This is a genomic window from Rhodoferax sp. XS2R6 (genome assembly GCF_056521365.1).
On record NZ_JBWMAY010000004.1, the window covers coordinates 64579 to 77320 of the forward strand.

General features: G+C 63.4%; 12 protein-coding genes. 6 read left to right on the forward strand and 6 right to left on the reverse strand.

Going from position 1 to position 12742, the window contains the following annotated elements; translation table 11 throughout:
• Positions 1 to 126: 126 nt before the first annotated feature.
• Genes mtgA through AC097A_RS14050 form a run of 4 tightly spaced genes read right to left on the reverse strand, consistent with a single transcriptional unit; the run spans position 127 to position 4402 of the window.
• Positions 127 to 843, reverse strand: coding sequence for a monofunctional biosynthetic peptidoglycan transglycosylase (gene mtgA / locus AC097A_RS14035; RefSeq protein WP_479621325.1), 717 nt, complete (start codon positions 841 to 843; stop codon positions 127 to 129).
• A complete protein-coding gene (locus AC097A_RS14040) occupies positions 840 to 1700 on the reverse strand; it encodes an energy transducer TonB (protein ID WP_479621326.1) in 861 nt (286 codons plus the stop codon). Before AC097A_RS14040 ends, mtgA begins: the two co-directional genes overlap by 4 nt.
• A complete protein-coding gene (locus AC097A_RS14045; RefSeq protein WP_479621327.1) occupies positions 1697 to 3760 on the reverse strand; it encodes a ribonuclease catalytic domain-containing protein in 2064 nt (687 codons plus the stop codon). Before AC097A_RS14045 ends, AC097A_RS14040 begins: the two co-directional genes overlap by 4 nt.
• Before the next feature lie 48 nt (positions 3761 to 3808).
• The gene (locus AC097A_RS14050; RefSeq protein ID WP_479621328.1) at positions 3809 to 4402 is read right to left on the reverse strand and encodes a YqiA/YcfP family alpha/beta fold hydrolase; all 594 of its coding nucleotides are present in this window, start codon (positions 4400 to 4402) and stop codon (positions 3809 to 3811) included.
• 36 nt (positions 4403 to 4438) lie between these two features.
• On the opposite strand from AC097A_RS14050, the gene rodA reads away from it, so the two are divergent.
• From rodA to AC097A_RS14070, 4 genes are all read left to right on the forward strand, one after another.
• Entirely contained in the window at positions 4439 to 5593 is a 1155-nt protein-coding gene (gene rodA, locus AC097A_RS14055) for a rod shape-determining protein RodA (protein WP_479621329.1), read from the forward strand.
• On the forward strand, positions 5590 to 6468 hold the full coding sequence (locus tag AC097A_RS14060; RefSeq protein WP_479621330.1) for an NAD(P)-dependent oxidoreductase: 879 nt from the start codon (positions 5590 to 5592) through the stop codon (positions 6466 to 6468). The genes rodA and AC097A_RS14060 overlap by 4 nt, the downstream gene beginning before the upstream one ends.
• Positions 6465 to 7925 carry a metalloprotease TldD gene (gene tldD / locus AC097A_RS14065; protein ID WP_479621331.1) on the forward strand — a complete coding sequence of 487 codons (1461 nt, stop codon included), beginning with the start codon at positions 6465 to 6467 and terminating at the stop codon, positions 7923 to 7925. Before AC097A_RS14060 ends, tldD begins: the two co-directional genes overlap by 4 nt.
• 217 nt (positions 7926 to 8142) lie before the next feature.
• The gene (locus AC097A_RS14070) at positions 8143 to 9273 is read left to right on the forward strand and encodes a 3-deoxy-7-phosphoheptulonate synthase (RefSeq protein ID WP_479621332.1); all 1131 of its coding nucleotides are present in this window, start codon (positions 8143 to 8145) and stop codon (positions 9271 to 9273) included.
• A gap of 7 nt (positions 9274 to 9280) precedes the next feature.
• Here AC097A_RS14070 and AC097A_RS14075 read toward each other — a convergent pair whose 3' ends face one another.
• Together AC097A_RS14075 and mpl are read right to left on the reverse strand one after the other, a co-directional pair.
• Entirely contained in the window at positions 9281 to 9769 is a 489-nt protein-coding gene (locus AC097A_RS14075) for a hypothetical protein (RefSeq protein ID WP_479621333.1), read from the reverse strand.
• A 148-nt stretch (positions 9770 to 9917) separates the two neighbouring features.
• Positions 9918 to 11390, reverse strand: coding sequence for a UDP-N-acetylmuramate:L-alanyl-gamma-D-glutamyl-meso-diaminopimelate ligase (gene mpl / locus AC097A_RS14080; RefSeq protein WP_479621334.1), 1473 nt, complete (start codon positions 11388 to 11390; stop codon positions 9918 to 9920).
• A gap of 144 nt (positions 11391 to 11534) precedes the next feature.
• On the opposite strand from mpl, the gene AC097A_RS14085 reads away from it, so the two are divergent.
• Both AC097A_RS14085 and AC097A_RS14090 read left to right on the forward strand, forming a co-directional pair.
• Positions 11535 to 12131: a hypothetical protein gene (locus AC097A_RS14085; protein WP_479621335.1), complete on the forward strand. Its 597-nt coding sequence runs from the start codon at positions 11535 to 11537 to the stop codon at positions 12129 to 12131.
• Entirely contained in the window at positions 12124 to 12690 is a 567-nt protein-coding gene (locus AC097A_RS14090; protein WP_479621336.1) for a TlpA disulfide reductase family protein, read from the forward strand. The genes AC097A_RS14085 and AC097A_RS14090 overlap by 8 nt, the downstream gene beginning before the upstream one ends.
• Positions 12691 to 12742: the final 52 nt, after the last annotated feature.

Below are 12742 nucleotides of genomic sequence, written 5' to 3' on the forward strand. Positions count from 1 at the left end.
GAACAGGGGTGAGCACCAAAGCGAGGTAAAGGAGGAGGGCCCTCACGGCCCGGGGGACACGAGCGGCGGGGCTCACCCCTGGTCCGCTGCGGGCGAAAGACAAAAGCCGAGCGAGCGGAAAAAAAGTTAAGGCAGCTGCGCGTCCGACATGCGCACCACAATCGTCCCCGCACGGCTGGCCAGGTAACCCGAGTTGGGTACCTTCTCAAAGTACTTGGGCCGCGGCAACATCACCGCCAGACGCGCGGCTTCGTAGGCGCTGAGCTTGCTGGCGGGCTTGCGGAAATAGTGCTGGGCTGCGGCCTCGGCACCAAACACGCCTTCGCCCCACTCCACGCTGTTGAGGTACATCTCCAAAATGCGCTGCTTGCTCAGCAAATGCTCCAGCAACAGCGTCAATACAAACTCCTGGCCCTTGCGCATCAGCGTGCGCTCGCCTGACAAAAACAGGTTCTTTGCCAGCTGCTGTGTGATGGTGGAGCCACCCACAATCTTGGGCGGCTTGGTGGTTTTCCTCTGCTCGGCACGTTGCTCAGCCTTGGCGTTTTTAGCCCAGGCCTTTTCCAATGCCTCCCAGTCCACCCCATCGTGCTGGCTGAAACCGTCGTCTTCCGAGGCGATCACTGCGCGTTTCAGGTGGTCAGAGATTTGCGCGTAGTCCACCCACTGCTGGCGCCAACGCAGTTCACCTTTTTCAGTGACCACACGCCAGGCCTCCGAGCGTTCAAACGCCGTGCTTTGCGGCGCCACCACGGCCATGGCGGCAATACGACCGACAAAGTAGAGCTGCAGTGCCAGCAAGGCCAGCGCGCACAACCAGATCCAACGCCACAGGCTCTTCATTGCGAGGCGGAAACCTTGGCTTCAAGGGTCTCTTCGCGGGTGAATTTGAAACGTGAGACCACCAGAATTTGGTCTGCCTGGCGGCGCATGGCCGCGCTGAAGGTGCCAAAGGGGCCGGCAGTGCGGGCAATGGCTTCGGCGCGCTTGTCCAGTACGGTGTTGCCGGAGCTTTGCACCACATCGGTGTCGATCACGCGGCCGTCATGGTTCACCGTGACGATCATGGTCAACTCGCCGTACAGCTTTTTGCCACCGCTTTGCGGAAAGTTCTCAGTGCCCCGGTCTTCAATCGCGCGGCGCAGGCCGTCGTAATACACCGCGTACACCTCCTCACGCACCGCCGGGCTGATGTAGCGCTTCTTGGGCCGAGCGTTTTCCATGTTGATGCGCCGCTCAATCTCGGCCAGCAGCTTGATGAGCTGGCGGCGCTTCTCCTCGCGCTCGGCTTGCTCGGCCTTGTTGGCGGCTTGGCTGGGGTCGGGCGGGGGCAGGGCGGCCAGTTGGTTCTTCACCTGGGCCAGCAGCAGGTTTTGCTGCTCCTGCAGGGTTTGCAGCTTTTTGGAGGACTCCTCTTCCATCGAGTCACCCACATCGGTCAGCAGCGACGGCGGCAAGGGACTGGTGGCGCGGCCTTTGTCTGCATCTCCACCACCGGCCAGCGAGGTTTGCGCGATGGCCGTGGCCTTGTCGGGCTTCTCGTTGCTCTTGGCATTCACCAGAATCACTTCCAGTGGCTGGTCCTCAAACACGCGGTTAAAGGCCTCGGGGTCGACAAAACGCACGGTCAACAAGACCGCGTGGACCGCGATAGAGGCGCCCAGCGCCCATTGGAGGGTGGTGATGTTGTGCAGCTTCACGAGGCGGAATTATCGCTGCCGCCCTCGGGCGCTTCGTTCACATCCACGGCAATCGCAATCGGGCCGGCCACATCGTCTTCGTCTTCGCTCTCGTCCACTTCGGTGTTCGGGGTTTCTGCCGGGGCATCCAGGCGCTCCACCACCGTGCCGTGCACATCCAGCGTGATCAGGTCCATCTCGCCCAGCTTCACGCGCACCTTGGCGTTGCGCGGCAGGCCCTGGGCACCCATCACGGGCAGCACCAGCGGAATGTCGTCGGCGCGCACCATGTTTTCCTTGAACACCGTGGCCACCAGTTCGGTGATGCCGTGCTGCTGCACATAACGCATGGTCCAGAAGCGCTCCATGGCGCCCTGGTAGCCGTTGTACGCGCTGTAGGCCGTGTCAAAGGCCGAGATGATGGCGAACAGCTCGGCGTCTTTGGGTTTGAAGGGGGCGACCAGTGCCGCCGTCTTGCCGTGGCGTGCGCAGGCCATGATTTGCCACTGGTTCACCAAGTCGGTGTAGCGGCGCAGCGGTGAGGTGGCCCAGGCGTAACTCTTGACGCCAATGCCCGCGTGCGGCAGTGCCTTGGTGCCCATGCGCACCTTCACGCCGGGCGCCAGGCTGGCCTGGCTGCGGTAGATGGCGGGCACGCCCATCTCGGCCATCAGGTTGCCCCAGGTGCTGTTGGCCAGGATCATGGCCTCGGCCACGATCAGGTCCAGCGGCGCACCGCGTTGGCGGATGCTGATCTGCACCTCTTCATGGCCTTGCGGTTCGGTGCCTTGGGCATCAGCCTCACGCACCAGGCGGAAGTTGTAGTCCGGCCGGTTGAAGGTCTCGGGCTTGCCGCGCACCACCTCGCGTTTGGCCTTCAGGTCACGTGCCAGGCGGTATAAAAATGATAGCTGCTCGCGCAGTGCTGGCATGGGCTGGGGCGTTGTTTCATGCTCAAACGCGGGGTCCAGCAGCCAGGGCTCGGTGACTACTGCGTCGAGCTGGTCGTGGCGCAGGTTGTGCGCAATTGGCACACGCTCCAGCTTGGTCTCGCTGCCCTTGATCTCCAGCGTCGCTTCGTCCAACGTCACATACAGCGACAGAGCCGGGCAGTCGCGCCCTTCCTGCAGGGTGTAGGTTTGCACCACGTCGTCGGGCAGCATGGTGACCTTGTAGCCCGGCATGTAGACCGTGGACAGGCGCGCGCGGCCCAGCACGTCGATGGGGCTGCCGGGTTGCACGGCCAGGCCGGGCGCCGCAATGTGGATGCCGATGGTGACCGCGCCGCTGCCCAAACCCTGCAGGCTCAGCGCGTCGTCAATTTCGGTGGTCTGCGAATCGTCGATGGAGTAGGCCTGCACCGGTGCCAATGGCAGCTCGTCCGCAATGGCGGGTGCGGTAATGGCCGGGAAGCCCGTGCCTTTGGGAAAGTTCTCCAGCAAAAAGCGCTTCCAGTGGAACTGGTAGGGCGAGGCGATGGCGCCGGCCTTTTGCAGCAGTTCCAGCGGCGCGGTGTGCGTGGTGCGACTGGCCTCGACCACGGCCTTGTATTCGGGCGCGTTTTTGTCAGGCTTGAACAGGATCTTGTAGAGCTGCTCCTTGATCGGCTCGGGGCAGGTGCCCGCACCCAGGTCGGTCGCCCACTGGGCGATCTGCTCGGCAATCACGCGTTTTTTTTCAATCGCAGCCAGGGCTTGCGCAATGATGTCAGCGGGCGCCTTCTTGAATCGGCCCTTGCCTGCGCGGCGGAAGTAGTGCGGCGTGTCGAACAGCTTGAACAACATGCCGGCCTGCTCGGTCAGCGTGGCGTTGGCCGAGAAATAGTCTTTGGCCAGGTCGGCAAAGCCGAACTCCGTCTCGGGCGCAAATTCATAGGCCATGTCCAGTTCGATAGCTTCGGCCTGGGCCTGGGCGGCCGCCATCAGCTCTGCCGGGGCGGGTTTCTCGAACTTGATCAGGATGTTGGCGCCCTTGACCTTGACGCGTTTGCCGGAATCCAGCTCCACCTGTGCAGAGGCTTCCGCCTCCGACAGCACACGACCGGCCATGAACTTTCCGGCTTCTTCAAACAGTACAAACATAGGGGGTAGATTGTCCCTGCAAATTGGGACCGACCCGGGCGGCCCGTTTCAGACCAGTCCCAAAAAGCCCAGAAGCCGGGGCAGGTGGCTGTCAAAGTCGCTCAGCGCGTGGTCACCGCCCTCCAGCAGCACCTGGGGGCTGCTGGCATAGCGCCCATGCATTTCGCGCCAGTCCAGCACCTCGTCGCCCTTGGCAATGAAGGCCAAATACCGTTCGGGGTGGGCCAGCGGGCCGCAGGCAAGCGTCTTCAGTTCGTCCACGTACTCGGGCTGAAAGAAAAAGCGCTCATCGGGGTCGTGCCAACTGGTTTGCTCGCCGATGTACTTGGCGAGGTCCCGCGCCGGGTCCACCGCAGGGTTGACCAGGACGGCCCGGCAGCCCGTGTGTTCGGCCACACCCGTGGCATAAAAACCGCCCAAGGAGGAGCCCACAACGGCCATGGTCTCCCGCGGCCAGCTGGCAATACCCTCCAGCAACATGTCCATGGCTGCCCGGGGCGAGGGCGGCAATTGTGGGCACCACCAGTGCACCTGGGGGTGGTGGGCCGCCATGTGGGCGGCCAGGGTACGCGCCTTGGTGGACTGGGGGGAGGAGCGGAAACCGTGCAGGTACAGCAGGTGGGTGGTTGGGGAAGAAGCCATGGGGCCATGATAGTTGGCGGGATAATTCAGGCCCATATGTCTTACCAATTCGGAAAAGTCTCCCTGCGCCAGCGTATTGCGCCCTGGTTTGCGGGTTTTGATGGGCCGCTGGCGTTTGCGGTCTTTATGCTGGCCTGCGCCGGCATGCTCACCATGTACTCCTCGGGGTATGACCATGGCACGCGGTTTGAGGACCATGGCCGCAACATGCTGATCGCGGCCACCATCATGTTTGTGGTGGCCCAGGTGCCACCGCAGCGCCTGATGGCGGTGGCTGTGCCGCTGTACCTGGTGGGGGTGGCGCTGCTGATTGCGGTGGCGGTGTTTGGCATTACCAAAAAGGGCGCGCGGCGTTGGGTGAACGTGGGCATCGTGATCCAGCCCAGCGAGATTCTCAAAATCGCCATGCCGCTGATGTTGGCCTGGTGGTTCCAGAAGCGTGAAGGCCAACTGCGCCCGTTGGACTTTGTGGTGGCCGGGCTGCTGCTGCTGGTGCCGGTGGGGCTCATCATGCGCCAGCCGGATTTGGGCACCTCGCTGCTGGTGCTGGCGGCGGGGCTGGCGGTGATCTTTTTTGCCGGCATGAGCTGGCGGCTGGTGATTCCGCCGGTGGCGATAGCGCTGGTGGGCATCGTGCTGCTGGTGGTGTTTGAGCCCAAGCTGTGCGCCGACGGCATGCGCTGGGCCGTGTTGCACGACTACCAACAGCAGCGCATCTGCACCCTGCTGGACCCCACGCGGGACCCGCTGGGCAAGGGCTTCCACATCATCCAGGGCATGATCGCCATTGGCTCAGGTGGCATCACCGGCCTGGGCTTCATGAAGGGCACACAAACCCACTTGGAGTTCATCCCCGAGCGCACCACCGACTTTATTTTTGCCGCCTTCTCGGAAGAGTTTGGCCTGATCGGCAACCTGTGCCTGCTGGCAGCCTTTGTGTTCCTGATCCTGCGCGGCCTGGCGATTGCGCTGGAGGCACCCACGCTGTTCTCGCGCCTGCTGGCCGGTGCAGTGACCATGATCTTCTTCACCTATGCCTTTGTGAACATGGGCATGGTCAGCGGCATCCTGCCCGTCGTAGGTGTGCCACTGCCCTTTATCAGCTACGGCGGCACCGCCATGGTGACGCTGGGGCTTGCTCTGGGAATTCTGATGTCGATTGCCAATTCCAAACGGCTGGTGCAATCGTGAACGTCGGAATTATGGGTGTGGGCAATATGGGCGGCGCCATGGCCCAGCGCCTGTGCAGCCTGGGCTGGGCGCCGTGGGTGCACGATGTGGACACTGCCAAGGTGCACGATTTAGTGCCTTTTGGTGCTCTAGCCCCCGTGGATATTGCGCAAGCAGCTACTGAATCCATAGCAATCATCATCTGCGTGGTGGATGCGGCGCAGACCCGCGACGTACTCTTCGGCCCCCAGGGGCTGGCCCCACACCTGCCCGCTGGCCATGTGGTGCTGCTGTGCCCCACCATCGCCCCGCAAGACGTGGAAGCCATCGCCGCCCAGCTTGCCGAGCGCGGCATCCACTCCATCGACGCCCCCATGTCGGGCGGCCCGGCGCGGGCACGCGACGGCAGCATGAGCCTGATGGTGGCGGGCGAAGACGCCGTGGTGGCGCGTGTGCAGCCGTTGCTGGATGCACTCTCGGGCAAGGTGTTTCGCATCAGCCAGCGCGTGGGTGACGGCGCGCGTACCAAGCTGGTCAACAACCTGCTGGCCGGTATCAACCTGGTGGGTGCGGCCGAAGTGATGGCGCTGGCCAGCCGCATGGGCCTGGACCTGAATCACACACTGGATGTGGTGGAGCAATCCAGCGGCCAGAGCTGGATTGGCAGCGACCGCATGCGCCGCGCCATTGCAGGCGACCTGGCGCCGCGCGCCCACATGACGCTCTTGGCCAAAGACACACGCCTGGCGCAAGAGGCTGCGGCGCACTCGGGCTTTGCAGGGCCGCTGGGCGCCCATGCCAGCGCAGTGTTTGCCGCCGCAGTAGCCGCAGGCCTGGAAGGGCTGGATGACGGCGCCCTGCTGGCATTCCTGCAGCGGCCTAAAATGGCCGAATGATCTCTCGCGAACCCACCATTGAACGCCTGGCCACGGCCAAGTCCCTGCTGCTGACCCCGTTTGGGCTGGATGAGAGCCATCTCACCAAAGCGCTGAACGAAATCAAGGCGCACCAGGTGGACGAGGCGGACCTCTACTTCCAGTACACGCGCTCCGAGGGCTGGAGCCTGGAAGAGGGCATTGTGAAAACCGGTTCTTTCAGCATCGACCAGGGCGTGGGCGTGCGTGCGGTCAGCGGCGAGAAAACCGCCTTTGCCTACTCCGACGACATTTCCGAAGCGTCTTTGCTGGACGCAGCGCGCACCGTGCGCACCATCTCCAGCGCGGCCCAGTCCAAACGCACCAAGACGGCCAGCACGAAGATCGCCGGTGGCCGCAAGCTCTACGCCGGTGTGGACCCGATCTCCACGCTGGACAGCACCACTAAGGTGGAACTGCTGGGCAAGGTGGAAAAGCTGGCGCGTGCCAAAGACCCGCGCATCATCCAGGTGATGGCCGGTCTGGCCAGTGAATACGACGTGGTGATGGTGGCGCGCGCCGACGGCACCATTGCCGCCGATGTGCGCCCGCTGGTGCGCCTGAGCGTGACCGTGATTGCCGAGCAAAAGGGCCGGCGCGAAGTCGGCTCCAGCGGCGGTGGCGGCCGTTTTGGCCTGGCCTATTTCACCGACGCGCAGATTGAAGAGTATGTGAACCAGGCCGTGCACGCCGCGCTGACCAACCTGGACGCACGCCCTGCACCGGCCGGCGAGATGACCGTGGTGCTGGGTTCTGGCTGGCCCGGCATCCTGCTGCACGAGGCCATTGGCCACGGGCTGGAGGGTGACTTCAACCGCAAGGGCAGCAGCGCCTTCAGTGGCCGCATTGGCCAGCGCGTGGCCGCCAAGGGTGTGACCGTGCTGGACGACGGCACCATCGCCGACCGCCGCGGTTCGCTCAATGTGGACGACGAAGGCAATGCCAGCCAACGCAATGTGCTGATCGAAGACGGCATCTTGAAGGGCTACATCCAAGACAGCATGAACGCCCGCCTGATGGGCGTGGCGCCTACCGGCAACGGCCGGCGCGAGAGCTACGCCCACGTGCCCATGCCACGCATGACCAACACCTACATGCTGGGCGGCGACAAGGACCCGCAGGAAATCGTCAAGAGCATCAAGAAGGGGCTGTACGCGGTCAACTTCGGTGGTGGCCAGGTGGACATCACCAGCGGCAAGTTTGTGTTCAGCGCCAGTGAAGCTTATTGGGTGGAAAACGGCAAGATCCAGTACCCCGTGAAGGGCGCCACCATTGTGGGCAGCGGCCCGGAATGCCTGAAGCGCGTCTCCCTCATCGGTAACGACATGAAGCTCGACAGCGGCGTAGGCACCTGCGGCAAAGAAGGCCAAAGCGTGCCCGTAGGTGTAGGCCAGCCCACCCTGCGCATTGACGGGCTGACCGTGGGCGGCACGGCCTGAACCGGGCTGTCAGCCAGCCGTTTTCAACCTGTGCTACATTGAAGCCATGCATTCAGCACGTTTCTTTTTTAGCTACTTTTGGTTCTCACGCGCATCCGGCGGTCGAGAGATCTGAACGTACCCAAAAGAAACGTCCTGAATCTTCCCAAAAACCGCCGGCACCCCCGGCGGTTTTTTTATGTCTTTTTCTCTTTAACTTTGACCTCAGGAGCGACCCATGAATGCAAAAGCCACGGCCACCGGTGACTGGTACGGCCAATCCCATCCCGCCGACCGCACCAGCAAAACCGACGACGAACGCATCAAGGACATCACCGTGTTGCCCCCTCCTGAGCACCTCATTCGCTTTTTCCCCATCCGCGGTAGCGCGGTGGAGACCCTGATCACCGACACGCGCGGTGCCATCCAGAACATCATGGCCGGCAAAGACGACCGTGTGCTGGTCATCATCGGGCCCTGTTCCATCCACGACCCTGCCGCTGCGCTGGACTATGCCCGCCGCCTCAAGGCCGTGCGCGAGCAGTACAAGGACACACTGGAAATCGTGATGCGCGTGTACTTCGAGAAACCCCGCACCACCGTGGGCTGGAAGGGCCTGATCAACGACCCCTATCTGGACGAGAGCTTCCGCATCGACGAAGGCCTGCGTATTGCGCGCCAGTTGCTGATCGAAATCAACCGCCTGGGCCTGCCCGCCGGTAGCGAGTTTCTGGACGTGATTTCGCCCCAGTACCTGGGCGATCTGATTTCCTGGGGCGCGATTGGTGCGCGCACGACTGAGAGCCAGGTGCACCGTGAGCTGGCCTCCGGCATCTCCGCCCCCATCGGCTTCAAGAATGGTACCGACGGCAACATCAAGATCGCCACCGATGCGATTCAGGCCGCAGCGGGTGGTCACCACTTCCTGTCGGTCCACAAAAACGGCCAGGTGGCGATTGTGCAAACCAATGGCAACCCGGACTGCCACGTCATCCTGCGCGGTGGCAAGACGCCCAACTACGACGCCGCCAATGTGGCCGCCGCCTGCGCCGACCTAGCCAAGGCCAAGTTGCCCCAGACCCTGATGGTGGACTGCAGCCACGCCAACAGCAGCAAGCAGCATGAGAAACAGCTGGAAGTGGCCAAGGACATCGCGGGCCAAATTCGCAGTGGGTCCAAGAGCGTGTTTGGTGTGATGGTGGAAAGCCACCTGAATGCCGGTGCCCAGAAGTTCACGCCCGGCAAAGACGATTCCAGCAAGCTGGAGTACGGCAAGAGCATCACCGATGCCTGCCTGGGCTGGGACGATTCGATGGAGTCGCTGGAGGTCTTGTCGGCGGCCGTGCAGGCGCGCCGCGCTCTGAAATAAGCGATGGTCAGGTCGGCGCGGTTGGGGCTGTGCGGGCTTGTTCAAGCATGGCGTCAGCCCACACCTGGGCGGCCGCCATGGTTTCAAAAATCTGGAACGGGCGGCCAATGTCGGCGTAGATCTTGGTGAACTGCGGCGCCATGATGCGGCCGCCCTCCACGTCCGGCGCGATGACAAACGCCGTGGCCACGGGAATCATGTTGTCGGGCTTGGGGGCGGCCATGATGGCGGCGTAACGCGCAATGCCGTCAGGGCTGCTCATGGCGTTGCCCACCACGGTGCACACGCTGACCCAGGCGCCCTGGGGGCGGGTGGCCAGCAGGTAGTCGCGCTGGGCAATGGCCAGGCAGTCGACCAGCTCGGTGTTGAAGGGGCCAGTGGCCTCGTAGTGCATCAGGCGCCCCTCCATCCAGAGCTCCACCACGCCATGCGGGGTGAACTGTGAGGTCTTGATCTGGCTGGTGCTGCGCTTCTTGGGCTTGGCGACTGGGGACATGGTGTGCAGTGAAGGCGGCTAACTCGTCAGCGCATCTTAGCGGGCACGGCCATTCTTTTTTAGTGCCTCTCCACAGTCCATGCTCAGGGTATTCCCGCGCATTTATGGCGAAAATGTGGCCTGAACGGCGTCATGTTTGCGCAAGCGGCTATTGTTTTTGTAGCAAGTCAAGCAGCTTGGCGTGGATGCCGCCAAACCCGCCATTGCTCATGCACAGAATGTGGTCGCCGGCCCGCGCCTGCGCCACCACCTGGCGCGCCAGGTCGTCAATCGAGTCCGACACTACGGCACGCACGCCCATCGGCGCCATCGCATCCGCTGCGTCCCAGCCCAGGCCGCCGCTGTGGCAGAAGGCCAGATCGGTTTCTTCCAGGCTCCAGGGAAGTTGGGCTTTCATCGCGCCCAGTTTCATGGTGTTGGAGCGGGGTTCGAACACGGCGAGGATGCGGGCCGCGCCGACCTTGCGACGCAGGCCGTTGACGGTGGTGCGGATGGCGGTAGGGTGGTGGGCAAAGTCGTCGTACACGGTGACGGGCGCGCCGCCGCTACGCAGGCTGACTTGGCCGCGCACTTCCATGCGGCGTTTCACGTTCTCAAAACTGGCCAGCGCCTTGGCCGCGGCGGCGGGGCTTACGCCCACGTGGTCGGCCGCGGCGATGGCAGCCAGTGCGTTGAGTTGGTTGTGCACGCCGCCCAGTGCCCATTGCACGTGCGCAACGGGTTTACCTTGGTAGTGCACCGCAAAGTCATGCGGTTCGCCCACGGCGGTGAAGTCGCTCACGGCGGCGCCAAAGCTGCGCACTTCGCTCCAGCAGCCTTGGTGCAGCACGCGGGTCAGGCTTTCTTCCAGCCCGTTCACCACCACACGCCCGGTGCTGGGTACGGTGCGCACCAGGTGGTGGAATTGGCGCTCGATCGCTGCCAGATCATCAAAGATGTCGGCGTGATCAAATTCCAGGTTGTTGAGCACGGCCGTGCGCGGGTGGTAGTGCACAAACTTGCTGCGTTTGTCGAAGAAGGCGGTGTCGTATTCGTCGGCTTCAATCACGAAGAGAGGGCGGTGGGGCGCCAGCGCCTTCTGCTCCGTGTCCCCCGCCCGCGTCGCGGGCTCCTCCTTTACCTGCGCAGAACCCTCTGCCACCCAGCCGCCCAAGCGCGCTGATACACCAAAGTTCAGGGGTACACCGCCGACCAGGAAGCCGGGTTGTAGGCCGGCGCTTTCCAATATCCACGTCAGCATGGCGGTGGTGGTGGTTTTGCCATGGGTGCCGGCTACGGCCAGTACGTGACGACCCTGCAGCACGTGTTCGGCCAGCCACTGCGGGCCGCTGGTGTACGGCGCGCCGGCGTCCAGAATCGCTTCCATCAGCGGGAATTTGGGTGTGCCGTCGGCCAGGTGGGCGCGGCTCACCACGTTGCCGATGACAAACATATCGGGCTTCAGCGCCATCTGGTCGGCGCCGAAACCTTCGATCAGGTCAATGCCCAGGGCGCGCAGCTGGTCGCTCATGGGGGGGTAAACACCCGCGTCGCAACCCGTGACGCGGTGGCCGGCCTCGCGGGCCAGGGCGGCCAAGCCGCCCATAAAGGTGCCACAAATACCAAGAATATGAATATGCATGGGCTTATTTTACGTGCCTATGGAGTACAGAGTTTTTAAGCCTTTTATGCCTCTAGCCCCCGTGTAATATGCGCAAGCAGCTATCAAAACTGCAGCAATCCCGGTGCGGCGCTGGGGTCACAGGGGGCGCGGTACCATGGCCCCATGGACGACCTGAAAGAAGAAATCGCTGTCACTGCCGCCCGCATGGTGGTGGAAGAGGGCCTGGAATACGGTGCCGCCAAGCGCCGTGCGGTCAAGCAGTTGGGCGTGTCGGCGCGTGCGGCCTTGCCAGACAACGACCAGTTGGAGGCCGCGGTGCAGGAGTACATCGCCCTGTTTTGTGCGGACACCCAGCCACAGGAGTTGTTGGCCCTGCGCCAGCTGGCGTTGGAGTGGATGGAGCGCCTGGCCCCGTTTCGCCCGCATGTAGGCGGGGCGGTCTGGCATGGCACGGCCACGCGCCGATCCGACATTTACCTGCAGTTGTTTTGTGATGACCCCAAATCGGCCGAGATTGCGCTGATTGATGGTGGCGTGCGTTTTGATGCTCGGTCCGTGCCGGGCTTGCATGGGGAGATGGTGGATGCGCTCAGCGTGCACGCCCTGTGCCGTCCGCTGAATGAGCAGGTTGGTGTGCACCTGTTGGTGTATGACCTGGACGATGTGCGTGGCGCCCTGCAGCCCGATGCGCGCGGGCGCCGTCCGCGTGGTGACGCCGCTGCGTTGCGGCGCTTGTTGCAGGATGCTGCATATGACTGAGTTGTCGCCTCTCCCCGATCACACCGAATCTGTGTCTGACACCCGCTCGCGCCGCTGGTTGCTCAGGGGGCTGGCCGCTGGTGCTGCCCTGGCGGGTGCAGGCGTTGCACTTTGGAAAGGTGCCGGCCCGTCCGTGGCGGAACCAGTGCCCGGATTTTGGGCCCAGCGTTGGGAGTCGCCCGAGGGCGCGTCGGTGGCATTGCAGGGTTTTCAAGGGCGTCCGCTGCTGATCAACTTTTGGGCCACATGGTGCCCCCCCTGCGTGGAGGAGTTGCCGCTGATCAATCAGTTTTACCGCGAAAATCGGTCTAACGGCTGGCAAGTGTTGGCATTGGCCATCGACAAGAAGGCGCCGGTGCAGGCTTTTTTGCAGCGCATGCCGCTGGATTTTCCGGTAGCGTTGGCAGGCATGGCGGGCGCTGACTTGGGGCGCAGCCTCGGCAATCTGACCGGTGGTCTGCCGTTCACGGTGGTCCTGTCGGGTGACGGGGTGGTGCAGCAGCGAAAAATGGGGCGCGTGTTGCCTGCAGACCTGCAGGCGTGGGCTGGGCTAAAATAGAGCGCTCACCCTAGTGGGTGTGTCGTCCCCGGTGGTGCTTGCAGCCACCCTT

Excerpts from the sequence above, each read along its gene's own strand:
- AC097A_RS14090 (WP_479621336.1), top strand. The coding sequence starts at position 12,124 with ATGACTGAGTTGTCGCCTCTCCCCGATCACACCGAATCTGTGTCTGAC.
- mtgA (WP_479621325.1), bottom strand. The coding sequence starts at position 843 with ATGAAGAGCCTGTGGCGTTGGATCTGGTTGTGCGCGCTGGCCTTGCTG.
- rodA (WP_479621329.1), top strand. The coding sequence starts at position 4,439 with ATGTCTTACCAATTCGGAAAAGTCTCCCTGCGCCAGCGTATTGCGCCC.
- AC097A_RS14085 (WP_479621335.1), top strand. The coding sequence starts at position 11,535 with ATGGACGACCTGAAAGAAGAAATCGCTGTCACTGCCGCCCGCATGGTG.
- AC097A_RS14045 (WP_479621327.1), bottom strand. The coding sequence starts at position 3,760 with ATGTTTGTACTGTTTGAAGAAGCCGGAAAGTTCATGGCCGGTCGTGTG.
- tldD (WP_479621331.1), top strand. The coding sequence starts at position 6,465 with ATGATCTCTCGCGAACCCACCATTGAACGCCTGGCCACGGCCAAGTCC.
- AC097A_RS14050 (WP_479621328.1), bottom strand. The coding sequence starts at position 4,402 with ATGGCTTCTTCCCCAACCACCCACCTGCTGTACCTGCACGGTTTCCGC.
- AC097A_RS14075 (WP_479621333.1), bottom strand. The coding sequence starts at position 9,769 with ATGTCCCCAGTCGCCAAGCCCAAGAAGCGCAGCACCAGCCAGATCAAG.
- mpl (WP_479621334.1), bottom strand. The coding sequence starts at position 11,390 with ATGCATATTCATATTCTTGGTATTTGTGGCACCTTTATGGGCGGCTTG.
- AC097A_RS14070 (WP_479621332.1), top strand. The coding sequence starts at position 8,143 with ATGAATGCAAAAGCCACGGCCACCGGTGACTGGTACGGCCAATCCCAT.